Genomic DNA, 23,441 nt, shown 5'->3' on the forward strand with positions numbered 1-23,441 from the left:
CGCCAGTGTGTCAATGAAACAAGACATGTCGGTTAAATATCTGACAAGCCTTTCTGATTTACAGGGCATATCTGCTTTTCTCGACTAATTACTCTAAAAACAGCTTTTCAGCACCGATTAACTTCCTGTTCTATGGGCATGGCCGGCCCGACCGGCAGGGCACACGGCGCTGCTGTAAGGGGCAGGGCGATGTGGTGATCAAGCAGTTCTTTGACGTATTAGAGAAGGACATCGTCCATGGCAAAAGTACAAGACATCACCGAAATGCTCGGCATCTTTCCCTGCCTGAGCATCGGACGCAGAAGGCGTCGATTGAGCTCCGAGGAATTGAAACTGGTAGAGCGCTATCGCGAGTTGTCGGAGAGCGACCGGATTGCGATGCGCTATCTGGTGGATGCGATGCGCAGTGTTTCGCGGTTCTAGCGCTGGCGGAGGTACGGTGAAAACCCCATGGCTTTTACGGTGGCCAGATCAATCAAATTGCCTGCGTCGGCATCGGCGATGGGGATTTTGAAGTGGTGGTGGGTGATGCAGGTGGCGCCGATACTTCCATTCACGAGTACCTGTTGAGCCTCGAACGATCCAGAACCACGGTGTTCTGCAGCGGTTCAACGCCGCGGAATAACCTTGGGCAGTGGCCCGCCAGAACAGTCGACTCCACGTCAACAAGGAAAAGGAATTCAAAGTGGTCGGAGACGTCAATCAGCTCGAAGAGTTGATTACTTTCATGTCCGATCACGCCAAGCAAAAAGCCAACGAAAAAATCAAACTGTTCGACCGTATTTCCTTGTTGAAGCACGATCAGGCAGAGCTTTCTTTTTGATGTTTTGTTCTCGCTTTCCTGAACCCCGGCACCTGGTCAGTGCCGGGATCAAAAACTCTTAGCGACTTACCTTCCACGCATCCCCAGCCGGCGCCTTCCCATGGTCGTACGGCTTGCCAATCCACATGTATACCAGCCCCAGGCCAATCACGATGGCCGTGCTCAGCACCATCGCATAGTTGATGTACCACGCCGCATCCGGCGTACGCGGCCAGGCCATGTTGATGATTGCGCCGACGCCGTACACCAGCGCGCCGAGGTTCACCGGCCAGCCCCATGCGCCGAGGGTGAATTTGCCGCTGGGTTTCCAGCCTTTGCTGCGGGCGTACAGCGCGGCCAGCACGATCATCTGGAACGCGAGGTAGATGCCGATGGCGGCGAAGCTGACGATGGTTGCCACCGCGTCTTGCAGGAAGAAGCCAAGGGCGATGATCAGCGCGGGCAGGACGCCGGACACGAACAATGCGGCAACCGGCACTTGGGTCGCAGGAGAAATCTTTTTCAGCAGTCGGCTGCCGATGACCATTTCATCGCGGGCGTAGGAGTACAGCAGACGGCTCGCCGCCGCTTGCAGGCTGATGACGCAGGAGATGAAGGAAATCATCACCACGCCCATCACCACTTTCGAGCCGATCGGACCGAAGGCGTTGTTGAGGATGGTGGTGACCGGGTCCTTGTCGGTGCCGTTGATCACCGCTTGCATGTCCGGCACGGCGAGGATCAGCGCCAGGCAGGCGAACATCGCCGCGATGCCGCCGATGTAGATGGTCATGCGCATGGCCACCGGGATTTTTGCGCTCGGGTTCGGGGTTTCTTCGGCGACGTCGCCGCAGGCCTCGAAGCCGTAATAGAGGAACATCCCCGCCAAAGACGCGGTGAGGAAGGCCGGCAGGTACGAGCCGTCAACACTGATGTCGAAGGTATTGAACAGCACGCTCAGCGGTTGGTGACGTTCGAAGACCAGCAGGTAGACGCCAACGATCACTGCGCCGACCAGTTCACAGAGGAAGCCGAACATGGCGATGCGTGCCAGCACTTTGGTGCCGCTCAGATTGACCAGCGTGGCGAACAAGGTCAGCACCAGAGCGATGACGATGTTGGTGTTGTTGCTCGGCTCAAAGCCCATCATGGCGGCCAGATACGGGCCGGCTCCGACGGCAACGGCGGCGATGGTCACGCACAGGGCGATGGAGTAGATCCAGCCCACCATCCACGCCCATTTCTTGCCCACCAGACGTCGCGCCCACGGGTACACACCGCCGGAAATCGGAAACTGCGAGACCACTTCGCCGAAGATCAGGCACACCAGCAACTGGCCGCAACCGACCAGCAAATAGGCCCAGAACATCGGTGGGCCACCGGCGGCCAGGCACAGGCCGAACAGGGTATAAACCCCTACGACCGGTGACAGATAAGTGAAGCCTAGAGCGAAGTTTTCCCACAGGCTCATGCTGCGGTTGAAGTTCGAGGTGTAGCCCAGTTTGCGCAGTTGTTCGGCATCGCTGTCGGCAACGGCGGCGGAGAGATCGGGTGAGGCACTCATGTGTGTTTGCTCCGTGAAATCGGCAGATTTCGGATGGCCGAGGCCGTGGCGGGGCCTTGGGAGCGCCGCCCGGGTCGGTAGTTATTGTCAGGTGTTGAATCCTGGTGGTGCGCAGAGCCGGTTTCCTTCCTGAAACCGGGGTGACGCCTTCGCGATCAGGCTTGCTCCCAAGGGGGAACGTGTTTCAAATGTGGGAGCGGGCTTGCTCGCGAAGCTTTTGACGTTTAGTGCTTGAACATCACATGCCGAACCGTGGTGTAGTCCTCCAGCCCATACATGGACATGTCCTTGCCGTAACCGGACAATTTCTGACCGCCATGCGGCATTTCGCTGACAAGCATGAAGTGCGTGTTCACCCAGGTGCAGCCGTACTGCAAACGTGCCGACAGGCGATGCGCGCGTCCTACATCCGCCGTCCACACCGAGGAGGCGAGGCCGTAGTCCGAATCGTTGGCCCATTCCAGCGCCTGCGCTTCATCGGTGAATTTGGTCACTGACACCACCGGCCCGAACACTTCGCGACGGACGATTTCGTCGTCCTGCTGCGCATCGGCCAGCACCGTCGGTTCGAAGAAGAAACCATTGCCCTCGACAGCCTTGCCACCGGTAATCAAACGAATGTGCGATTGCGCCACCGCACGCTCGACAAACCCGGCGACGCGGTCGCGATGCTGCGCGGTGATCAGCGGCCCCAGCTCGGTCGACGGATCATCCTGCAAGCCGTACTTGATGCTGCTGACTGCCGCGCCGAGTTTCTCGACGAACTTGTCGTAGATGCCTTGTTGCGCGTAGATGCGGCAAGCAGCGGTGCAATCCTGCCCGGCGTTGTAGAAACCAAAGGTGCGAATACCTTCGACTGCGGCATCGATATCGGCATCGTCGAAGATGATCACCGGCGCCTTGCCGCCCAATTCCATGTGCATGCGCTTAACGCTGTCGGCGGTGCTGGAGATGATGTTGGCGCCCGTGGCGATGGAGCCGGTCAACGAGACCATGCGCACTTTCGGGTGCGTGACCAGCGGGCTGCCAACGGTAGGCCCACGCCCGAACACCAGATTGAGTACGCCAGCCGGGAAGATTTCCGACGCCAGTTCGGCCAGGCGCAGCGCGGTCAGCGGGGTTTGTTCCGACGGCTTGAGTACCACGGTATTACCGGCAGCCAGCGCCGGGGCGATTTTCCAGGCGACCATCATCAGCGGGTAATTCCACGGTGCGATGGAGGCGATCACGCCCACCGGGTCGCGGCGGATCATCGAGGTGTGGCCGGGCAGGTATTCGCCACCGGCCGAACCGCTCATGCAACGGCTGGCGCCGGCGAAGAAACGAAACACGTCGGCAATCGCCGGAATCTCGTCATTCAGCGCGGCGCTGTAGGGTTTGCCACAGTTGTCGGACTCGAGTTTGGCCAGTTCTGCGCCATGGGCTTCGATGGCGTCGGCGAGTTTGAGCAGCAGCAACGAGCGGTCTTTCGGCGTGGTTTGCGACCACTCGGCAAACGCGTTGTCGGCGGCGCGCACGGCGGCATCGACCTGGGCTTCGCTGGCTTCGTTGATGTCCACCAACACCTCGCCGCGCGAAGGATTGAGCACCGGTTGCGCCGGGCCTTCGCCGTTGACCAGGTGGCCGTTGATCAAGAGTTTGGTTTGCATGGGGTAGTCCTCTTCGAATCTATTATTTTTCTGCCGTTACCGGATTCAAACTGTGGGAGCGAGCCTGCTCGCGAAAGCGGTGTGTCAGTCGACATCAATGCCGGAGGTGACGGCCTCTTCGCGAGCAGGCTCGCTCCCACTGGGGGGGCTGTTATGGATTCATTTGCCGCCGCTGCCCGCGACGCTCTCGCCACCGCGCGTCAGGTAATACGCGCCCAGAATCGGCAGCATGGTCACCATCATCACCAGCATCGCGACGACGTTGGTCACCGGCACATCCCGTGGGCGGCTCAGTTGATTGAGCAACCACAGCGGCAATGTGCGCTCATGGCCTGCGGTAAACGTGGTGACGATGATTTCGTCGAACGACAGCGCAAACGCCAGCATGCCGCCGGCCAGCAATGCCGAGCCCAGGTTTGGCAGGATGATGTAGCGGAAGGTCTGCCAGCCGTCGGCGCCGAGGTCCATCGAGGCCTCGATCAAACTGTGCGAAGTACGCCGCAGGCGGGCGATGACGTTGTTGTAGACGATCACCACGCAGAAGGTCGCGTGGCCGACAATGATGGTGAACATCCCCGGTTCGATCCCCAGTGTCTTGAACGTCGCCAGCAAGGCGATGCCGGTGATGATCCCCGGCAACGCAATCGGCAGGATCAGCATCAGCGAAATACCTTGTTTGCCGAAGAAATCGCGGCGGTACAACGCTGCCGAAGCCAGTGTGCCGAGCACCATCGCAATCAATGTGGCGATGGCAGCGATTTGCAAAGACAGCTTGATCGCTTCCAGCACGTCCGGCCGCGAAAACGCCACGCTGAACCAGTGCAACGTGAAGCCTTGCGGCGGGAAGCTGAACGCGGCTTCCTCGGTATTGAAGGCGTAGAGGAAGATGATCAGGATCGGGAAGTGCAGAAACACCAACCCGCCCCAGGCTGCGATTTTCAGCCCTATGGATGCTTTGTCAGAGTGCATCGAAGGCCCCCAGTCGTTTGACGATGGACAGGTAGATGGCGATCAGCACGATCGGTACCAGCGTGAACGCCGCGGCCATTGGCATATTGCCGATCGCACCTTGCTGCGCATAAACCATGCTGCCGACGAAGTAACCCGGCGGCCCCACCAGTTGCGGCACGATGAAGTCACCCAACGTCAGCGAGAACGTGAAGATCGAGCCCGCCGCAATCCCGGGAATCGACAGCGGCACAATCACCTGCATAAAGGTCTGTCGCGGCTTCGCGCCAAGGTCGGCGGAGGCTTGCAACAGCGACGGCGGCAGGCGTTCCAGCGAAGCCTGAATCGGCAGGATCATGAACGGCAGCCAGATGTACACAAACACCATGAACCGCCCCAGGTGCGAGGTCGACAAGGTGCTGCCACCCACACCGGGAATCCCCAGAATGAACTGCAACACCGGCTCCAGCCCCAAATGCTGCACGAACCACTGCGCCACACCGCCCTTGGCCAGCAGCAATGTCCAGGCGTAGGCCTTGACGATGTAACTGGCCCACATCGGCATCATCACCGCGATGTAGAAAAACGCCTTGGTCTTGCCGGTGGTGTAGCGCGCCATGTAGTAGGCAATCGGGAAGGCGACGATGGCGCTGGCGATCGACACCACGATGGCCATGCTCAGCGTGCGCAGGATGATGTCGAAGTTCGACGGCTGAAACAGCGCGGCAAAGTTCGCCAGGGTCAGGTCAGGGGTGACCGCCATGGTGAAGTCGTCGAAGGTGTAGAAACCCTGCCACAACAGCACCAGCAACGAGCCCAGATAGATCGCCCCGAACCACAGCAGCGGCGGCACCAGCAGTAGCGACAAATACAGGTTCGGCTTGCGATAGAGCAGGTTGGAAAACCGCCGAAAGGGCGGCGATTGAGTCATCGCGAGCGTGCTCATGTCACACCCCGCCGGCAACGGTGTCGTGCAACGGAATCATCGCTTCCCGCGCCCAACGCGCGTTCAGGCGCTGGCCGGTCTGGTGTTGCGCGCTGCTGTCGATCCACTGATTGTTGGCGTGGCTGATGCTCAGGGTCTGGCCGTTTTCCAGCGTCAGTTCATAGCGTGTGGCGCTGCCCTGATATTGAATGTCGTGGAGCAGGCCGCTGACTTCTATTTCATGGCTGGCGAGCGGGCCCTCGGCGAAACGCACGTGTTCCGGGCGGATCGAAAACGGCTGCGGATGGCCGCTGAGCTGGCGCGCCAGATCGCCGCGAATCACGTTCGAAGTGCCGACGAATTCGGCGACGAACGTGGTAGTCGGTTTCATGTACAGATTGCGCGGGGTGTCGACCTGTTCGATACGACCCTTGTTGAACACCGCCACGCGATCGGACATCGACAGCGCTTCGGTCTGATCGTGGGTGACGAAAATGAAGGTGATGCCGAGCTGACGTTGCAGCTTCTTCAGTTCGCTTTGCATCTGTTCGCGCAGTTTCAGGTCGAGTGCACCCAGCGGTTCGTCGAGCAGCAGCACGCGCGGGCGATTGACCAAGGCGCGGGCGAGGGCCACACGCTGGCGCTGACCGCCGGACAACTGCACCGGTTTACGGGCGCCGTAACCGCCGAGGGCGACCATGTCCAACGCCTCTTCGGCGCGCTTGTGGCGCTCGGTTTTGCTCACGCCTTTGACTTTCAAACCGTAGGCGACGTTGTCGAGGACGTTCATGTGCGGGAACAGCGCGTAATCCTGAAACACCGTGTTTACATCGCGCTGATACGGCGGCAGGCCGGCCGCTTCAGCGCCGTGGATGCGAATCGAACCGGCGCTCGGTTGTTCGAACCCGGCGATCAGGCGCAGGCACGTGGTTTTGCCTGAGCCGGAAGGGCCAAGCATGGAAAAGAACTCGCCGTCCTTGATGTCGATGGAAACCCGGTCAACGGCCTTAACCTCGCCGAATTGCCGGGAGACGTTGGTGAACTGGACTGCAAGCGTCATGGTGCGGTACTCCAAAAAGGCACGGGCCGTCGCAGCGGCCCTGCCTGGACTTCTGAAAAATCAGTCTTTCGAATTTCAGTTTTGCTTTTGATAAAGGTCGACGGGGCAAAGTCGACGCGCAGTAGCTACCGGAATGACTGTTAGCGGCCGCCCATGATCGCGATATAGTCCTGAGTCCAGCGGCTGTATGGCACGAACTTGCCACCTTCAGCCTGCGGGGTTTTCCAGAAGGCGATCTTGTCGAACTGGTCGAAACCGTTGGTCTTGCAGCCCTCGGCGCCGAGCAGTTCGCTCTCCTTGCACGCCGCGGGAACGGCCGGCAACGAACCAAACCACGCCGCCACGTCACCCTGGACTTTCGGTTTCAGCGACCAATCCATCCACTTGTACGCGCAGTTCGGGTGCTTGGCCTCGGCGTGCAGCATGGTGGTGTCGGCCCAGCCGGTGGCGCCCTCTTTCGGAATGGTCGAGGCAATCGGCTGCTTCTCGTTGATCAAGCCGTTGACCTGATACGGCCAGGCGCTGGAGGCGACCACGCCTTCGTTCTTGAAGTCGCTCATCTGCACCGTGGTGTCGTGCCAGTAGCGGTGGATCAGCGGCTGCTGCGCACGCAACAGATCGAGCACGGCTTTGTACTGGGCTTCGGTGAGTTGGTATGGGTCCTTGATCCCCAGTTCAGGCTTGGCAGTCTTCAGGTACAGCGCCGCGTCGGCGATGTAGATCGGCCCGTCATACGCCTGCACGCGGCCCTTGTTCGGCTTGCCGTCGGGGAAGTTCTGCGCATCGAACAGCACGTTCCAGCTGGTCGGCGGCGTCTTGAACACGTTGGTGTTGTACATCAACACGTTCGGGCCCCACTGGTACGGGGTGCCGTAGGTCTGCTTGTTGACCACGTACCACGGCGCATCCTTGAGACGCGGGTCGAGGGTGTTCCAATTCGGGATCAACGCGGTGTTGATCGGTTGCACACGTTTGCCGACGATCAACCGCAACGACGCATCGCCCGACGCGGTGACCAGGTCGTAACCACCCTTGGCCATCAGGCTGACCATTTCGTCGGAAGTGGCGGCGGTTTTCACGTTGACCTTGCAGCCGGTTTCCTGCTCGAAACCGGTCACCCAGTCATAGGCCTTGTCGCTCTCGCCACGTTCGATGTAACCCGGCCAGGCCACGATATCCAGCTGACCTTCGCCGGCGCTGACGGCCTTCAACGGCTCGGCCGCTTGCAGGCTGGCGCTGGCCAGCAAGGCCGTGGTGATTGCACTGAGCAGTGCGGTCTTGTGCACGAACATGGTTGAACCCTCTTCTTTAAATTATGGTCGGGGCAGTTTTGAACGCGGTGAAGCATGCCGTTTTAGGCTTGTTATTAGCGTAGTCAGAGATGCTGGCCGTGGCGGGCCATGATGTGCCGCACCACGCTGTAGTCCTGCAGCGAATCACTGGATAAGTCTTTGCCGTATCCGGAGCGTTTCAGCCCGCCGTGGGGCATTTCGCTGACCAGCATGAAATGGCTGTTGATCCACGTGCAGCCGTACTGCAAGCGCGCGGCGACCTGCATTGCCTTGTCCAGATTCTGTGTCCACACCGACGAAGCCAGGCCGTATTCGGAATCATTGGCCCAGTCGACGGCCTGCGAGAGTTCGTCGAAACGGGTCACGGTGACCACCGGGCCGAACACTTCGCGCTGGACGATTTCATCACTCTGTTTGCAACCGGCGAGCAAGGTCGGCTGATAGTAGAAACCGGCACCGGAATGCACCGCCGCACCGGTCACGCGTTCGATGTGCGGCTGACCGAGGGCGCGCTCGACGAAACTGGCAACGCGGTCGCGCTGGCGGGTGCTGATCAGCGGGCCGATTTCGTTGTCGGCGTCACGTTTGCCGGCGAAGCGCAGGCTGCTGACCGCAGCGCCGAGTTCGGCGACCAGTTGATCGTGTATTCCGGCCTGCGCGTAAATGCGGCAGGCGGCGGTGCAGTCCTGACCGGCGTTGTAGTAGCCGTAGGTGCGCACGCCTTCGACCACCGCTTGAAGGTCAGCGTCGTTGCAGACGATCACCGGGGCCTTGCCGCCGAGTTCCAGATGCGTGCGTTTGAGGGTTTTTGCCGCGGCCTGGAGGATCTTCTGGCCGGTGACGATATCGCCGGTCAGCGAGACCATGCGCACCTTGGCGTGGCCGACCAGGTGGCTGCCGACCCCTTCGCCGCCACCGCAGATGATGTTGATGACCCCGCGCGGGAGGATTTCGGCCAGTGCCGGCGCCAGTGCGAGGATCGACAGCGGCGTGTGTTCGGACGGCTTGAACACCAGGGTGTTGCCGGCGGCGAGGGCCGGGGCGATTTTCCACGCGGCCATCATGATCGGGTAGTTCCACGGCGCAATCGAGGCCACCACGCCAATTGGGTCACGACGCACCATGCTGGTGTAACCCGGCAGGTATTCGCCGCTGAGCTGGCCCGTCTGGCAACGCACGGCACCGGCGAAGAAACGGAACACATCGACAGTCGCGGTCAAATCGTCCTGACGCGCCAGGTGCAGCGGCTTGCCGCAGTTCAGCGATTCGAGGCGGGCGAGGTGGTCGGCATGTTTTTCGACGGCGTTGGCGATGTCGAGCAGCAGGTTGGAACGTTGCTGCGGCGTGGTGCGCGACCATTCGGCAAAGGCTCGGTGAGCGGCAAGGATGGCGGCTTCGACCTGCTCGGTGCTGGCCTCGGCGATGTGCGTGAGGATTTCTCCGGTGGCCGGGTTGAGGATCGGTTCGACAAAACCCTGCCCGGCGACCAGTTCGCCGTCGATCAACAACGCGGTACACATCGGGGTCTGCACGCCAGCCATTTTGCGCGATCTCTTTTCTTGTGTGGTCATTGTTGCTCCCGTGCCCGGGAGCCGACCGTCTTATAGATGCAGCAAGACTAGTGCGCGGCTCCGAGGTCGACAAATTCTAAATACTGAAGGTGGCATTCGATTAAATAGATGGCTTGCGTCCGCCGTTAGGCTGCTCGCGCGCTACGGTCAGGAACGGATCGACCAGCGCCGGGCGCGCGGTGCCACGGCGCCAGGCCAGGCCGACGTCCAGAGTCTGGTTAAGGTCGGCAATCGGCCGCGCCTCGATGATGTCGCCCTCCAGTGACCACGGGCGATAGGTCATGTCCGGCTGGATCGACACCCCCAGCCCCGCCGCGACCAGGCTACGTACCGCTTCGGTCGAGGCTGTGCGCAAAGTGATCTTCGGTTGCAGCCCGGCGCCGCGCCACAGGCGTTGGGCGTTGCGATCCATCTCGTCGACGTTCAATTGAATCAGCGGTTCGCGAGCGACATCGGCGAGGTTGATGCTGTCGTGTTCCAGCAGCGGATGCTGGGCCGGCAGCCACAAACGATGTGGCGAGTGGGTCAGCACTTCGGTCTGCAAGGCGTGACGGTCTTCGAGGTTGGACAGGATCAGCACGCCGACATCAATCTCGCCGCTGACCAACAGGTGCTCGATGTAGGGCCGTTCGTCTTCCATCACCCGGATTTCCACGTTGGGATAGGCGCGCTGGAATCGGGTGAGCAGATCGGCGAGGTAATAACCGGCCACCAGACTGGTCACCCCGACGATCAACTGCCCGGCGACCTGATCGGTGCTTTGTTGCAGGCTGCGCTTGGCGTTATCCACGGTGGCCAGAATCAAGTGCGCCTGGCGCAGGAATTGATGCCCTTGGTGCGTCAGGGTCATGCCCTTGGCGTGGCGGCTGAACAGGCTGACGCCGATCTCCTCTTCCAGTTGCTGGATAGCGAGGGTCAGGGTCGATTGGGAAATGAACGCGGTTTGCGCGGCGGCGGAAATCGAGCCGGTTTCGGCCACCGCGATGAAGTGACGGATCTGTCGCAGGGTCATCATGAGAAGGCTACCCGGTGGGCGGTTTTTATCGATTGGCCTGAGTGTATATCTATTTTTTAGATGCACAGCGATTCGCACGGGGGCGATTAGCCACAGGGGCATCAAGCAACATCTGGAAGCACTCTGGCGGGCAGTATCAGGGCACTTTCGAACTAGGCTGAGGGCCTTATAGAGCCGAATAACCCCTGTTTGGAGGCGGAACATGAACACCCGTGGATTGCTCGATCAACTACTCAAATCCGGCCAGGACCTGTTGCAGAACAAGGCCGGCGGGGCGCAGAACAAATCGGCGGCTGGTGGGCTGGGTGGTTTGCTTGGCGGGTCTTCAGGCTCCGGTGCGCTGGGCGGCCTGCTCTCGGGGGCGGGCGGTGGAGCTCTGGCCGCCGGGGCCATGGGCCTGCTGCTCGGCAGCAAAAAGGCGCGCAAGGTCGGCGGCAAGGTCGCCGTTTACGGCGGCCTCGCCGCTCTCGGTGTGCTGGCCTATAAGGCCTACGGCAACTGGAACGCCCAGAAAGGCACGGCACCGCAAACCGAACCGCAGACGCTGGATCGACTGCCGCCCGCGCAAGCCGAGCAACACAGTCAGGCGATTCTCAAGGCGCTGGTCGCTGCCGCCAAGGCTGATGGCCATATCGATGACCGCGAGCGTCAGTTGATCGAGGGCGAGTTCACCCGGCTCGACAACGACCAGGAACTGCAGCACTGGTTGCACGCCGAACTGAACAAGCCCCTCGACCCTGGCGACGTCGCCCGGGCCGCCAGTACCCCGGAAATGGCCGCCGAGATGTACATCGCCAGTGTGATGCTGGTGGACGAAGAGAGCTTTATGGAGAAGGCCTATCTGGATGAATTGGCGAAGCAACTGAAGCTGGAGCGGGGGTTGAAGGTAGAACTGGAGAAACAGGTGCGGTTGGCAACGCGGTAAACCCGGCGGGCCCCTGCGCGAACAGGCTCACTCCTGCAAGGGAGCACATTCCAGGTGCAGGAGTGAGCCTGCTCGCGATTGCGTTTTTAGCCTCGCGGCACCCGTAATGACCGATCCATCGCCCCTTTTTGCCATTTCAGCACTGGCACGCAGCCCCCTGATTGTCGGACAGTCCCACCCCAGAGCCTCCCGGCCATCCACGCTCGGCAGGCCTGAGGGTTAAAAAGCGTCTTATAAATGAGACACCGCCCTCGGCTATACTCCCCGCATTTCGACTTAGGCACGAGGACTCACTGTGAAGAACTGGACGTTGCGCCAACGCATTTTGGCGAGCTTTGCGGTGATTATCGCCATCATGTTGCTGATGGTCGTCGTTTCCTATTCCCGGCTGCTGAAAATCGAGACCAGTGAAAGCAGCGTGCGTGACGATGCGGTTCCCGGCGTCTATTACAGCTCGATGATCCGCGGTGCGTGGGTCGACAGCTACCTGCAGACCCAGGAGCTGCTGGGTCTCAAGGAAGGGCAGGGCATCAGCAGTGAAGATGCGGCGGACTACAAGGCGTTCGAGAACCGTCTGCAAGAGCAGATGGCCAACTACCGCAACACCGTGACCACCGACGAAGACCGTGTCGAATTCGCCGCGTTCGAGAAAGACCACGACACCTACATGCAGATTCAGGATCAGGTACTCGATCTGCACAAGCGCAATCTGGAAGCCGAGGCGGTCAAGCTGTTCAGCGAGAAGCTGACCCCGGCCTGGTACACCGGCCGCATGAAACTCAACGATATCATCGGCGAGAACAAGAAAGTCGCTGATCAGGCCATGGCCAACATTGACGAAGCCGTGGCGGCGGCCAAGGTCAGCATGTTCGTCTCGCTGTTGGTGGCCGTGCTGGCTGCCGGTGCCTGCGGCCTGCTGCTGATGCGCGCGATCATGGCGCCGATGAACCGCATCGTGAAAATCCTCGAAATCATGCGCACCGGCGACCTGAGCAGCCGTCTGAATCTGGACCGCAAGGACGAGTTCGGCGCGGTGGAAACCGGCTTCAACGACATGATGACCGAACTGACCTCGCTGGTGTCCCAGGCCCAGCGTTCGTCGGTGCAGGTGACCACCTCGGTGACCGAGATTGCCGCCACCTCCAAACAGCAACAGGCCACCGCCACCGAAACCGCCGCCACCACCACCGAAATCGGCGCGACCTCGCGTGAAATCGCTGCCACCTCGCGGGATCTGGTGCGCACCATGACTGAGGTGTCCACCGCAGCCGATCAGGCTTCGGTGCTCGCCGGTTCCGGTCAGCAAGGTCTGGCGCGCATGGAAGACACCATGCACTCGGTGATGGGCGCGGCCGATCTGGTCAATGCCAAACTGGCGATCCTCAACGAGAAGGCCGGCAACATCAATCAGGTGGTGGTGACCATCGTCAAGGTTGCCGACCAGACCAACCTGCTGTCGCTCAATGCCGCCATCGAGGCCGAGAAGGCTGGTGAGTACGGCCGCGGTTTTGCCGTGGTCGCCACCGAAGTGCGGCGTCTGGCGGACCAGACCGCCGTCGCCACTTACGACATCGAACAGATGGTCCGCGAAATCCAGTCGGCGGTGTCCGCCGGCGTGATGGGCATGGACAAGTTCTCCGAAGAGGTGCGCCGGGGCATGGCCGAGGTGCAGCAGGTCGGCGAGCAGCTGTCGCAGATCATTCATCAGGTGCAAGCGCTGGCGCCGCGGGTGTTGATGGTCAACGAAGGCATGCAGGCCCAGGCCACCGGTGCCGAACAGATCAACCATGCGCTGGTGCAGTTGGGCGACGCCAGCAGCCAGACCGTCGAGTCGCTGCGTCAGGCCAGTTTCGCCATTGACGAACTGAGCCAGGTGGCCGTCGGGCTGCGCAGCGGCGTTTCGCGATTCAAAGTCTGATGAGCGAAATCACCGCCAAACGCAGCGCCGCAGAGGTGGCGAAGCAGGCGTTGTTCCTGCTGTTTCGCATCGGCAACGAGCGTTACGCCTTGCGCGCCACCGAAGTGGCCGAAGTCCTGCCGCGCCTGCCGTTGAAGCCGATTGCCCAGGCGCCGACATGGGTGGCCGGGGTGTTCGCCTATCGCGGCGCGGTGGTGCCGGCGATCGACCTCAGTGCCTTGACCTTCGGCCAGCCCGCCGAGGCGCGCACCAGCACCCGGCTGGTGCTGGTGCATTACCGCCCGGACGAACTGCAGCCGCCGCGCTGGCTTGGGCTGATCCTTGAGCAGGCGACCGACACCTTGCGCTGCAATCCCGAAGACTTTCAGCCGTATGGCCTGGACAACCGCCAGGCGCCGTACCTCGGCCCGGTGCGCGAAGATGCCCAGGGGCTGGTGCAGTGGGTGCGGGTCAACGATCTGCTGGATGACGCCGTGCGCAGCCTGCTGTTTCCGGCGCCGCTTGAGGCGCAGTCATGAGCAGCGACCAACGCTTTTTCGATTTCCTCAAGGAACGCATCGGTCTGGATGTCACTTCGGTGGGACCGGCGATCATCGAGCGCGCAGTGCGCCAGCGCACGACGCTGTCGCAAGCAGCGCACAGCGATGAATACTGGCAACTGCTGCAAGGCTCGCGGGACGAACAGCAAGCACTGATCGAAGCGGTGATCGTGCCCGAAACCTGGTTTTTCCGTTACCCGGAATCCTTCGCCACGCTGGGCAAGCTGGCGCGCAAACGGCTGGACGAATTGAACAACATGCGCGCACTGCGCATCCTCAGCCTGCCGTGTTCCACCGGCGAGGAGCCGTATTCGATTGCCATGGCCTTGCTCGACGCCGGGCTCAAACCGCATCAGTTCAAGGTCGACGGTATGGACGTCAGCCCGCTGTCGGTGGACAAGGCGCGGCGGGCGTTGTACGGCAAGAACTCGTTTCGGGGCCAGGATCTGGACTTTCGCGAGCGGCATTTCAGCGTTGAACAGGACGGCCATCGCGTCAACGAAACGGTGCGCGAGCAGGTGCGCCTGCAGGCCGGCAACGTGCTGGATCCGACGCTGTTGGCCAGCGAGCCGCCGTTCGATTTCGTCTTCTGCCGCAATCTGTTGATCTATTTCGATCAGCCGACCCAGCAGCAGGTTTTCGAAGTGCTCAAGCGTCTGACCCATGTCGACGGCGTGCTGTTCATCGGCCCGGCCGAGGGCAGTCTGCTCGGGCGTCTGGGGATGCGCTCGATCGGCATCCCGCAGTCGTTCGCGTTCAGCCGACACACTGAGCCGCTGCCCGAACCCGTGGCGCTGCCAACGACCACGCCGTTGCCGGTGCGCCAACCGTTGCGCAGCCCGCCGCCAGCCCCGGTGCGCCAGCGCCCGTTTGCCGGCGTTGCGCCGCTACCGGTCAGCAGCAAAAGCGCCAACCCGGACGCTGCGACCTTGCTGGCGAACATCGCCGCGCTGGCCAATGAAGGCAAAAGCGCCGAAGCGCGTGCGGCCTGCGAGCAGTACCTGCGCAGCCACGAACCGGTGGCTCAGGTGTTCTACTGGCTCGGCCTGCTCAGCGACGTGGCCGGTTCCGCGCTCCAGGCCCAGAGTTATTACCGCAAGGCCTTGTACCTTGAACCGCAACACCCCGAAGCGTTGATGCACCTGGCTGCCTTGCTGCAGGCCCAGGGCGACAGCGCCGGTGCCAGACGATTGCAGGAACGCGCCGCGCGCAGCGGCCGCACCGCCGACAGTGAGCGTAAACGATGATCGCGTCCGACACCTTGAACGTCACCCACGAAGACGCCCGGGCCATCGATGATTGCTGGAACCGCATCGGCATTCATGGCGATAAGTCGTGTCCGTTGCTCGCCGAGCATATTCATTGCCGCAACTGCGCGGTGTATTCCGCCGCTGCCACGCGCCTGCTCGACCGTTATGCGTTGCAGCAGGACGAGCGCGATCCGGTCGCTGTGGCCGTTGAAAACGACGTTAAAACCCGTTCGCTGCTGATGTTCCGCCTCGGCGAAGAATGGCTGGGGCTGGCGACCCGCAGTCTGGTGGAAGTCGCGCCGATGCAGGCCATTCATTCGCTGCCGCATCAGCGCTCACGTGCCTTGCTCGGTGTGGCGAACGTACGCGGGGCGCTGGTGGCCTGCCTGTCGCTGGTCGAATTGCTCGATCTGGATGGCAACGCCGCCCCGGCCACTGGTGTGCGGATCATGCCGCGCATGCTGATCATCGCCGCCCACGGTGGGCCGGTGGTGGTGCCGGTGGACGAGGTCGATGGTATCCACGCCATCGATGAACGAATTCTCGACGCTGCGTCGCGTGCCGGTGGTGAACACAGCAGCACGGCCAGCGCCAAATACACCCGTGGTGTCCTGCAATTCCGGGGGCGCAGCCTGCGTTGGCTGGATGAAGAACAGTTGTTGTCCGCCGTGACCCGGAGCCTTACATGACCCCCGAGCAAATGCGCGACGCTTCGCTGCTGGAGCTGTTCAGCCTCGAAGCCGAAGCCCAGACCCAGGTTCTCAGCAGCGGGCTGCTGGCGCTGGAGCGCAACCCGACCCAGGCCGATCATCTGGAGTCGTGCATGCGCGCGGCGCACTCGCTCAAGGGCGCGGCGCGGATTGTCGGCATCGACAGCGGTGTGAGCGTCGCCCACGTGATGGAAGATTGTCTGGTCAGTGCCCAGGAAGGGCGACTGTTGCTGCGCCCCGAACACATTGATGCGTTGTTGCAGGGCACGGATCTGTTGATGCGTATCGCCACGCCGGCCAATGCCCCGCAAGCGGCGGACATCGAGGCGTATGTGGCGTTGATGGGCCGCCTGCTCGACCCGTCGGCGCCACCGGCGGTGGCCGCGCCGCCCATGGCCGAATTGCAGTTGCAGGCACCGACGCCTGCGCCTGCGCCGGTTGCACCCGCACCGCCCGTGTCTGTGATCGACACTCCCATGGAAATGGCCGACTCGGCCCCGCGCAAAAACAAGCGCACCACCGAGGGTGGCGAGCGCGTGCTGCGGGTTACGGCCGAACGCTTGAACAGCCTGCTCGATCTGTCGAGCAAATCGCTGGTCGAAACCCAGCGTCTCAAGCCGCATCTGGCAACCATGCAGCGCCTCAAGCGCATGCAGAACAATGGCCTGCGGGCGCTGGAAAGTCTCAATGTGCACCTCAAGGAACACGCACTGAGCCTCGAAGCCCAGGAAGCCCTTGAGGATGCGCGACGCCTGCTGGCCGAATCCCAGCAATTGCTTGCGGAAAAGAACGCCGAACTGGACGAATTCGCCTGGCAAGCCAGCCAGCGCGCGCAAGTGCTCTACGACACCGCGCTGGCCTGCCGCATGCGTCCGTTCGCCGACGTGCTCACCGGTCAGGTGCGCATGGTCCGAGACCTGGGGCGCAGCCTCGGCAAGCAGGTGCGGCTGGAAATCGAAGGCGAGAAAACCCAGGTCGATCGCGACGTGCTGGAAAAACTCGAGGCGCCGCTGACCCATCTGTTGCGCAATGCGGTCGACCATGGCATCGAAACCCCGGAGCAACGCGTGCTCAAGGGCAAGTCCGAAGAGGGCCTGATCCGTCTGCGCGCCTCGCACCAGGCCGGTTTGCTGGTGCTCGAATTGAGCGATGACGGCAATGGCGTCGATCTGGAAAAAGTCCGCCGCAGCATCGTCGAGCGCCAGCTGTCGCCAGCCGAAACGGCGGCGCAATTGAGCGAAGAGGAACTGCTGACGTTCCTGTTTCTGCCGGGTTTCAGCCTGCGCGATACGGTGACCGAAGTGTCCGGGCGTGGCGTCGGTCTCGACGCGGTGCAGCACATGGTGCGGCAATTGCGCGGCGCAGTGGTGCTGGAGCAGACGGCAGGCGAGGGCAGCCGTTTTCATCTTGAGGTGCCGCTGACCCTGTCGGTGGTGCGCAGCCTGGTGGTGAAAGTCGGAGACGAGGCCTACGCGTTTCCGCTGGCGCACATCGAGCGCATGTGCGATCTGGAGCCGCAGGACATCGTACAGGTCGAAGGGCGCCAGCATTTCTGGCATGAAGGCCGGCACGTCGGGCTGGTCGCCGCCAGTCAACTGCTCAATCGCCCACTGAGCCAGAGCAGCGACGAGACCCTCAAGGTCGTGGTGATTCGCGAGCGCGACGCGATCTACGGTGTGGCGGTCGAGCGGTTTGTTGGCGAGCGCACGCTGGTGGTGCTGCCGCTGGATGAGCGGCTGGGCAAGGTTCAGGACATTTCCGCCGGGGCGTTGCTCGACGACGGTTCGGTGGTGTTGATCGTCGATGTCGAAGACATGCTGCGCTCGGTGGACAAACTGCTCAATACCGGGCGCCTGGAACGCATCGCCCGTCACGGAAATCAGGCCGCTGAAGTGGCGCGCAAACGGATTCTGGTGGTCGACGATTCACTGACCGTGCGCGAACTGCAACGCAAGCTGCTGCTCAATCGCGGCTATGACGTGGCGGTCGCGGTGGACGGCATGGACGGTTGGAACGCATTGCGTTCGGAGGACTTCGATTTGCTGATCACCGACATCGACATGCCGCGCATGGACGGCATCGAGCTGGTTACGCTGCTGCGCCGCGATAACCGCCTGCAATCGCTGCCGGTGATGGTGGTTTCGTACAAGGATCGTGAAGAGGATCGCCGTCGTGGACTGGACGCCGGCGCGGACTATTATTTAGCCAAGGCCAGTTTTCATGACGACGCCCTGCTTGATGCAGTGGTTGAGCTCATTGGAGGAGCGCGGGCATGAAAATCGCAATCGTCAACGACATGCCCCTGGCGGTGGAGGCGCTGCGCCGAGCGCTGGCCTTCGAGCCGGCGCATCAGGTGATCTGGGTCGCCAGAAATGGCGCCGAGGCGGTGCAACTGTGCGCCGAAAATACCCCGGATCTGATTCTGATGGACCTGATCATGCCCGTGATGGACGGCGTCGAGGCGACCCGGCGCATCATGGCCGAAACCCCGTGCGCCATCGTCATTGTCACGGTCGACCGTCAGCAAAACGTACACCGGGTCTTCGAAGCCATGGGCCACGGCGCGCTGGACGTGGTGGATACCCCGGCGCTCGGTGCCGGCAATGCGCAGGAAGCGGCGGCGCCGTTGCTGCGCAAGATCCTCAACATTGGCTGGCTGATCGGCGAGAAGACCAACCGTACCCGTCCGGCGCCGGTCCCGCCGCGCAGCTCCGGCTCGTGCAAGCGGCTGGTGGCGATCGGCTCGTCTGCCGGCGGGCCCGCGGCGCTGGAAGTGCTGCTAAAGGGCCTGCCGCGCAATTTTTCGGCAGCCATCGTGCTGGTGCAGCACGTGGATCAGGTGTTCGCCGCCGGCATGGCCGAATGGCTGGCCAGCGCCAGTGGCCTGGACGTGCGCCTGGCCCGTGAAGGCGAGCCGCCGCAAGCCGGCGCCGTGCTGCTGGCGGGCACCAATCACCATATTCGCTTATTGAAAAACGGCACGCTGGCCTACACCGCCGAGCCGGTCAACGAGATCTACCGACCTTCGATCGACGTGTTTTTCGAAAGCGTCGCCAACTATTGGAACGGCGATGCCGTCGGGGTTTTATTGACCGGTATGGGACGCGACGGGGCGCAAGGGCTTAAGCTCATGCGCCAGCAGGGATATCTGACCATCGCGCAGGACCAGCAAAGCAGTGCGGTGTACGGCATGCCCAAGGCCGCAGCAGCCATCGATGCAGCTGTCGAAATCCGTCCACTGGAAAAGATAGCGCCACGATTGCTGGAGGTATTCCCCAAATGAACCGTTTCTTCCGCAATCCTGGCTCCCGCAGTATTCAGGTGACCGCCCATGAATGATTTACAGATCGACGACATTAAAACCGACGAAAACGCCGCCATGGTGTTGTTGGTGGACGATCAGGCGATGATCGGCGAAGCCGTGCGCCGTGGGCTGTCGAACGAAGAGAATATCGACTTCCACTTCTGCTCCGACCCGCACCAGGCCATCGCCCAGGCGGTACGGATCAAGCCGACGGTGATTTTGCAGGATCTGGTGATGCCCGGCCTCGATGGCCTGAGCCTGGTGCGCGAATACCGCAATCACCCGGCCACCAAGGACATCCCGATCATCGTGCTGTCGACCAAGGAAGACCCGCTGATCAAGAGTGCGGCGTTCTCTGCCGGGGCCAACGATTATCTGGTGAAACTGCCGGACACCATCGAACTGGTGGCGCGCATCCGTTATCACTCGCGCTCCTACATGACCCTGCTGCAACGGGATGCGGCGTACCGGGCGTTGCGCGTGAGCCAGCAGCAGTTGCTCGACACCAACCTGGTGCTGCAACGCCTGATGAACTCCGATGGCCTGACCGGGCTGTCCAACCGCCGGCACTTCGACGAGTACCTGGAGCTGGAATGGCGCCGCTCGCTGCGCGATCAGAGCCAGTTGTCACTGTTGATGATCGACGTCGATTACTTCAAGTCCTACAACGACAGCTTTGGCCATGTCGAAGGCGACGAAGCGCTGCGCAAGGTCGCCACGGCGATCCGCGACGCCAGCGCCCGACCGTCGGACCTGCCGGCGCGCTACGGCGGCGAAGAGTTCGCTCTGGTGTTGCCGAACACCTCGCCGGGCGGCGCGCGGCTTGTGGCGGAGAAACTGCGCCAGACCGTGGCGGCCCTGAAGATTCCGCACAATACCCCGGGTGACGGGGCGAGCCTGACCATCAGCATCGGCCTGGCGACCATGGTGCCGCAGGCGGGCAGCGATTGCCGGCTGCTGATCTCGGCGGCGGATCGCGGGTTGTACCTGGCGAAAAACAATGGGCGCAACCAGGTGGGTATTGAATAGACACACAACCCCCGGTGGGAGCGGGCTTGCTCGCGAAAGCAGCTTGGCACTCGACGTAGAGGTTGCCTGACACGCCGCCTTCGCGAGCAAGCCCGCTCCCACAGCGGTTCTGCGTCAGGCCATGTCAAGTGATTCGCCCCGACAGCCGCCAGACGGGCTGCCGTGACAGCGTGATTACGTTATACTCGCCGGCTTTCAAAAGTTCGCCAACGAGTGCTGCCCGTCATGGAAATCAACCCGATCCTGAACACCATCAAGGACCTGTCCGAGCGCTCCGAAACTATTCGGGGGTATCTTTGACTACGATCAAAAGCATGAGCGTCTGACCGAGGTCAATCGCGAGCTTGAAGATCCGAGTGTCTGGAACAAACCTGAATACGCCCAGGAACTGGGCCGCGAGCGCTCTGCGCTGGCGCAGATCGTCGACACTCTCGACGAACTGAACGCCGGTCTGGCCGATTGCCGCGACCTGCTGGACATGGCCGTCGAAGAAAACGACGAAGGCGCAGTGGGCGATGTCGTCGCCGAGCTGGCCCGTCTCGAAGAAAGCCTGGCCAAGCTTGAATTCCGCCGCATGTTCAGCCATGAAATGGACCCGAACAACGCCTACCTGGACATCCAGGCCGGCTCCGGTGGCACCGAAGCCCAGGACTGGGCCAACATCCTGCTGCGCATGTACCTGCGCTGGGCGGACAAACGCGGTTTCGACGCGACGATCATGGAGCTGTCGGCCGGTGAAGTCGCCGGTATCAAAGGTGCGACCGTGCACATCAAGGGCGAATACGCCTTTGGCTGGCTGCGCACCGAGATCGGCGTGCACCGTCTGGTGCGCAAGAGCCCGTTCGACTCCGGCAACCGTCGTCACACCTCGTTCTCCGCGGTGTTCGTCTCGCCAGAGATCGACGACAAGGTGGAAATCGAAATCAACCCGGCAGACCTGCGGATCGACACCTATCGTTCCTCCGGTGCCGGTGGTCAGCACGTAAACACCACCGACTCGGCCGTACGTATCACTCACGTACCGACCAACACCGTGGTCAGCTGCCAGAACGAACGTTCCCAGCACGCCAACAAGGACACCGCCATGAAAATGCTGCGGGCCAAGTTGTACGAGCAGGAAATGCAGAAACGCAACGCCGCGTCGCAAGCGCTGGAAGACACCAAGTCCGACATCGGCTGGGGTCACCAGATTCGCTCTTACGTGCTCGATGCGTCGCGGATCAAGGATCTGCGCACCAACATCGAACGCAGCGACTGCGACAAGGTGCTCGACGGCGACATCGACGAGTACCTGGAAGCCAGCCTGAAATCGGGGCTGTAAGAAATAAGCTGCAGGATCGCTGATTCAACACGATCCCTGCAGGAGTGGGCCTGCCCGCGATCCCCAGCCGCTGGCTGGGGGCAACGAACCTGTGATGGAAAATTTAAAGACATGAGCGACCAACAACTCGACCCGCAAGCCCTGCAACAGGAAGAAAACTCCCTGATCGCCCTGCGCAAGGAAAAGCTTGCTGCCGAGCGCGCCAAGGGCAATGCCTTCCCGAACGACTTCCGCCGCGAAAACTACTGCGAAGATCTGCAGAAGAAATACGCGGACAAGACCAAGGAAGAGCTGGCCGAGGCTGCAATTCCGGTCAAGGTTGCCGGTCGCATCATGCTCAACCGTGGCTCGTTCATGGTGATCCAGGACATGACCGGTCGCATCCAGGTCTACGTCAACCGCAAGACCCTGTCCGAAGACACCCTGGCCGCCGTCAAGACCTGGGACATGGGCGACATCATTGCCGCTGAAGGCACCCTGGCCCGTTCCGGCAAGGGCGACCTGTACGTGGAAATGACCAGCGTGCGTCTGCTGACCAAGTCGCTGCGTCCGCTGCCGGACAAGCACCACGGCCTGACCGACACCGAACAGCGCTACCGTCAGCGCTACGTTGACCTGATCGTCAACGAAGAAGTGCGTCAGACCTTCCGCGTGCGTTCGCAAGTGATCGCGCACATCCGCAGCTTCCTGATGAAGCGCGACTTCCTCGAAGTCGAAACGCCGATGCTGCAGACCATTCCTGGCGGCGCTGCGGCCAAGCCGTTCGAAACCCACCACAACGCGCTGGACATGGAAATGTTCCTGCGTATCGCGCCTGAGCTGTATCTGAAGCGTCTGGTGGTCGGCGGTTTCGAGAAAGTGTTCGAGATCAACCGCAACTTCCGTAACGAAGGCGTTTCGACGCGTCACAACCCAGAATTCACCATGTTGGAGTTCTACCAGGCTTACGCCGACTACGAAGACAACATGGACCTGACCGAAGAACTGTTCCGTGAACTGGCGCAGTTGGTGCTGGGCAGCACCGACGTGCCGTACGGCGACAAGGTGTTCCACTTCGGCGAGCCGTTCGTGCGCCTGTCGGTGTTCGACTCGATCCTCAAGTACAACCCTGAGCTGACCGCCGATGACCTGAACGACATCGACAAGGCTCGCGCCATCGCCAAGAAGGCCGGTGCCAAGGTGCTGGGCTTCGAAGGCCTGGGCAAGCTGCAGGTGATGATTTTCGAAGAGCTGGTCGAGCACAAGCTGGAGCAGCCGCACTTCATCACTCAGTACCCGTTCGAAGTGTCGCCGCTGGCGCGTCGTAACGACGACAACCCGAACGTCACCGACCGTTTCGAGCTGTTCATCGGTGGCCGTGAAATCGCCAACGCCTATTCCGAGTTGAACGACGCGGAAGACCAGGCCGAGCGCTTCATGGCGCAGGTGGCCGACAAGGACGCCGGCGACGACGAAGCCATGCACTACGACGCCGACTTCGTTCGCGCGCTGGAGTACGGCATGCCGCCAACGGCCGGTGAAGGCATCGGCATCGACCGACTGGTGATGTTGCTGACCAACTCGCCGTCGATCCGCGATGTGATCCTGTTCCCGCACATGCGACCGCAAGCGTAAACGTT

20 protein-coding genes are annotated in these 23,441 nt (G+C 61.7%); 12 read left to right on the forward strand and 8 right to left on the reverse strand.

The annotated features are described in order from the left end of the window. Positions 1 to 237 precede the first annotated feature (237 nt). Positions 238 to 423, forward strand: a complete 186-nt coding sequence (locus AC1UK9_RS05700) for a hypothetical protein (RefSeq protein ID WP_025112205.1) — start codon at positions 238 to 240, stop codon at positions 421 to 423. A gap of 211 nt (positions 424 to 634) precedes the next feature. After that, positions 635 to 823 carry a hypothetical protein gene (locus AC1UK9_RS05705; protein WP_482579674.1) on the forward strand — a complete coding sequence of 63 codons (189 nt, stop codon included), beginning with the start codon at positions 635 to 637 and terminating at the stop codon, positions 821 to 823. 58 nt (positions 824 to 881) lie between these two features. On the opposite strand, the gene AC1UK9_RS05710 is transcribed toward AC1UK9_RS05705, so the two are convergent. The 8 genes from AC1UK9_RS05710 to AC1UK9_RS05745 all read right to left on the reverse strand — a co-directional run bounded on the left by AC1UK9_RS05710 (position 882) and on the right by AC1UK9_RS05745 (position 10,826). Beyond that, positions 882 to 2,366, reverse strand: coding sequence for an APC family permease (locus tag AC1UK9_RS05710; RefSeq protein ID WP_482579675.1), 1,485 nt, complete (start codon positions 2,364 to 2,366; stop codon positions 882 to 884). A 224-nt stretch (positions 2,367 to 2,590) separates the two neighbouring features. After that, complete coding sequence (locus tag AC1UK9_RS05715) at positions 2,591 to 4,015, reverse strand: gamma-aminobutyraldehyde dehydrogenase (protein WP_482579676.1); 1,425 nt, start codon at positions 4,013 to 4,015, stop codon at positions 2,591 to 2,593. Between the two features lie 159 nt (positions 4,016 to 4,174). Beyond that, positions 4,175 to 4,984, reverse strand: a complete 810-nt coding sequence (locus AC1UK9_RS05720; RefSeq protein ID WP_025112209.1) for an ABC transporter permease — start codon at positions 4,982 to 4,984, stop codon at positions 4,175 to 4,177. After that, positions 4,974 to 5,909, reverse strand: coding sequence for an ABC transporter permease (locus AC1UK9_RS05725; protein ID WP_025112210.1), 936 nt, complete (start codon positions 5,907 to 5,909; stop codon positions 4,974 to 4,976). The genes AC1UK9_RS05720 and AC1UK9_RS05725 overlap by 11 nt, the downstream gene beginning before the upstream one ends. A 1-nt stretch (position 5,910) precedes the next feature. Beyond that, a complete protein-coding gene (locus AC1UK9_RS05730; RefSeq protein WP_473014580.1) occupies positions 5,911 to 6,948 on the reverse strand; it encodes an ABC transporter ATP-binding protein in 1,038 nt (345 codons plus the stop codon). 140 nt (positions 6,949 to 7,088) lie between these two features. Beyond that, on the reverse strand, positions 7,089 to 8,240 hold the full coding sequence (ydcS, locus tag AC1UK9_RS05735) for a putative ABC transporter substrate-binding protein YdcS (RefSeq protein ID WP_482579677.1): 1,152 nt from the start codon (positions 8,238 to 8,240) through the stop codon (positions 7,089 to 7,091). Positions 8,241 to 8,323: 83 nt separating this feature from the next. Further along, positions 8,324 to 9,781 (reverse strand): gamma-aminobutyraldehyde dehydrogenase, encoded by a 1,458-nt coding sequence (locus AC1UK9_RS05740; protein ID WP_482580454.1) that lies wholly within the window; start codon positions 9,779 to 9,781, stop codon positions 8,324 to 8,326. A gap of 130 nt (positions 9,782 to 9,911) precedes the next feature. Beyond that, a complete protein-coding gene (locus tag AC1UK9_RS05745; protein WP_482579678.1) occupies positions 9,912 to 10,826 on the reverse strand; it encodes a LysR family transcriptional regulator in 915 nt (304 codons plus the stop codon). Positions 10,827 to 11,028: 202 nt separating this feature from the next. Here AC1UK9_RS05745 and AC1UK9_RS05750 point away from each other — a divergent pair, with 202 nt between their 5' ends. The 10 genes from AC1UK9_RS05750 (at position 11,029) to lysS (ending at position 23,436) form a co-directional block, all read left to right on the forward strand. Further along, entirely contained in the window at positions 11,029 to 11,751 is a 723-nt protein-coding gene (locus AC1UK9_RS05750) for a tellurite resistance TerB family protein (protein ID WP_482579679.1), read from the forward strand. A 295-nt stretch (positions 11,752 to 12,046) separates the two neighbouring features. After that, the gene (locus AC1UK9_RS05755) at positions 12,047 to 13,669 is read left to right on the forward strand and encodes a methyl-accepting chemotaxis protein (RefSeq protein WP_025112215.1); all 1,623 of its coding nucleotides are present in this window, start codon (positions 12,047 to 12,049) and stop codon (positions 13,667 to 13,669) included. Further along, complete coding sequence (locus AC1UK9_RS05760) at positions 13,669 to 14,187, forward strand: chemotaxis protein CheW (protein ID WP_473014581.1); 519 nt, start codon at positions 13,669 to 13,671, stop codon at positions 14,185 to 14,187. Before AC1UK9_RS05755 ends, AC1UK9_RS05760 begins: the two co-directional genes overlap by 1 nt. Further along, the gene (locus AC1UK9_RS05765; protein WP_025112217.1) at positions 14,184 to 15,455 is read left to right on the forward strand and encodes a CheR family methyltransferase; all 1,272 of its coding nucleotides are present in this window, start codon (positions 14,184 to 14,186) and stop codon (positions 15,453 to 15,455) included. Before AC1UK9_RS05760 ends, AC1UK9_RS05765 begins: the two co-directional genes overlap by 4 nt. Then, positions 15,452 to 16,147 (forward strand): chemotaxis protein CheW, encoded by a 696-nt coding sequence (locus AC1UK9_RS05770; RefSeq protein ID WP_473014583.1) that lies wholly within the window; start codon positions 15,452 to 15,454, stop codon positions 16,145 to 16,147. Before AC1UK9_RS05765 ends, AC1UK9_RS05770 begins: the two co-directional genes overlap by 4 nt. Further along, positions 16,144 to 18,444, forward strand: coding sequence for a hybrid sensor histidine kinase/response regulator (locus AC1UK9_RS05775; RefSeq protein WP_025112219.1), 2,301 nt, complete (start codon positions 16,144 to 16,146; stop codon positions 18,442 to 18,444). The genes AC1UK9_RS05770 and AC1UK9_RS05775 overlap by 4 nt, the downstream gene beginning before the upstream one ends. Beyond that, complete coding sequence (gene cheB / locus AC1UK9_RS05780) at positions 18,441 to 19,451, forward strand: chemotaxis response regulator protein-glutamate methylesterase (RefSeq protein WP_025112220.1); 1,011 nt, start codon at positions 18,441 to 18,443, stop codon at positions 19,449 to 19,451. The genes AC1UK9_RS05775 and cheB overlap by 4 nt, the downstream gene beginning before the upstream one ends. A gap of 48 nt (positions 19,452 to 19,499) precedes the next feature. Next, positions 19,500 to 20,501, forward strand: a complete 1,002-nt coding sequence (locus AC1UK9_RS05785) for a diguanylate cyclase domain-containing protein (RefSeq protein WP_025112221.1) — start codon at positions 19,500 to 19,502, stop codon at positions 20,499 to 20,501. Positions 20,502 to 20,726: 225 nt separating this feature from the next. Beyond that, positions 20,727 to 21,822 (forward strand): peptide chain release factor 2 gene (prfB, locus tag AC1UK9_RS05790; protein ID WP_099093329.1). Its coding sequence is split into 2 segments (ribosomal slippage): positions 20,727 to 20,798 and positions 20,800 to 21,822, totalling 1,095 coding nucleotides; the frame shifts between segments, so codons are not numbered across the junction. A 111-nt stretch (positions 21,823 to 21,933) separates the two neighbouring features. Continuing rightward, the gene (lysS, locus tag AC1UK9_RS05795; RefSeq protein WP_016983551.1) at positions 21,934 to 23,436 is read left to right on the forward strand and encodes a lysine--tRNA ligase; all 1,503 of its coding nucleotides are present in this window, start codon (positions 21,934 to 21,936) and stop codon (positions 23,434 to 23,436) included. The last annotated feature ends 5 nt before the right edge of the window (positions 23,437 to 23,441 follow it).

The sequence above is a fragment of the Pseudomonas sp. AK-TSAG1-1 genome, from assembly GCF_056821665.1.

Coding starts and splice junctions, on each gene's coding strand:
- AC1UK9_RS05700 (WP_025112205.1), top strand. CDS start 238: ATGGCAAAAGTACAAGACATCACCGAAATGCTCGGCATCTTTCCCTGC.
- AC1UK9_RS05710 (WP_482579675.1), bottom strand. CDS start 2,366: ATGAGTGCCTCACCCGATCTCTCCGCCGCCGTTGCCGACAGCGATGCC.
- AC1UK9_RS05715 (WP_482579676.1), bottom strand. CDS start 4,015: ATGCAAACCAAACTCTTGATCAACGGCCACCTGGTCAACGGCGAAGGC.
- AC1UK9_RS05720 (WP_025112209.1), bottom strand. CDS start 4,984: ATGCACTCTGACAAAGCATCCATAGGGCTGAAAATCGCAGCCTGGGGC.
- AC1UK9_RS05725 (WP_025112210.1), bottom strand. CDS start 5,909: ATGAGCACGCTCGCGATGACTCAATCGCCGCCCTTTCGGCGGTTTTCC.
- AC1UK9_RS05730 (WP_473014580.1), bottom strand. CDS start 6,948: ATGACGCTTGCAGTCCAGTTCACCAACGTCTCCCGGCAATTCGGCGAG.
- ydcS (WP_482579677.1), bottom strand. CDS start 8,240: ATGTTCGTGCACAAGACCGCACTGCTCAGTGCAATCACCACGGCCTTG.
- AC1UK9_RS05740 (WP_482580454.1), bottom strand. CDS start 9,781: ATGGCTGGCGTGCAGACCCCGATGTGTACCGCGTTGTTGATCGACGGC.
- AC1UK9_RS05745 (WP_482579678.1), bottom strand. CDS start 10,826: ATGATGACCCTGCGACAGATCCGTCACTTCATCGCGGTGGCCGAAACC.
- AC1UK9_RS05750 (WP_482579679.1), top strand. CDS start 11,029: ATGAACACCCGTGGATTGCTCGATCAACTACTCAAATCCGGCCAGGAC.
- AC1UK9_RS05760 (WP_473014581.1), top strand. CDS start 13,669: ATGAGCGAAATCACCGCCAAACGCAGCGCCGCAGAGGTGGCGAAGCAG.
- AC1UK9_RS05765 (WP_025112217.1), top strand. CDS start 14,184: ATGAGCAGCGACCAACGCTTTTTCGATTTCCTCAAGGAACGCATCGGT.
- AC1UK9_RS05770 (WP_473014583.1), top strand. CDS start 15,452: ATGATCGCGTCCGACACCTTGAACGTCACCCACGAAGACGCCCGGGCC.
- AC1UK9_RS05775 (WP_025112219.1), top strand. CDS start 16,144: ATGACCCCCGAGCAAATGCGCGACGCTTCGCTGCTGGAGCTGTTCAGC.
- cheB (WP_025112220.1), top strand. CDS start 18,441: ATGAAAATCGCAATCGTCAACGACATGCCCCTGGCGGTGGAGGCGCTG.
- AC1UK9_RS05785 (WP_025112221.1), top strand. CDS start 19,500: ATGAATGATTTACAGATCGACGACATTAAAACCGACGAAAACGCCGCC.
- lysS (WP_016983551.1), top strand. CDS start 21,934: ATGAGCGACCAACAACTCGACCCGCAAGCCCTGCAACAGGAAGAAAAC.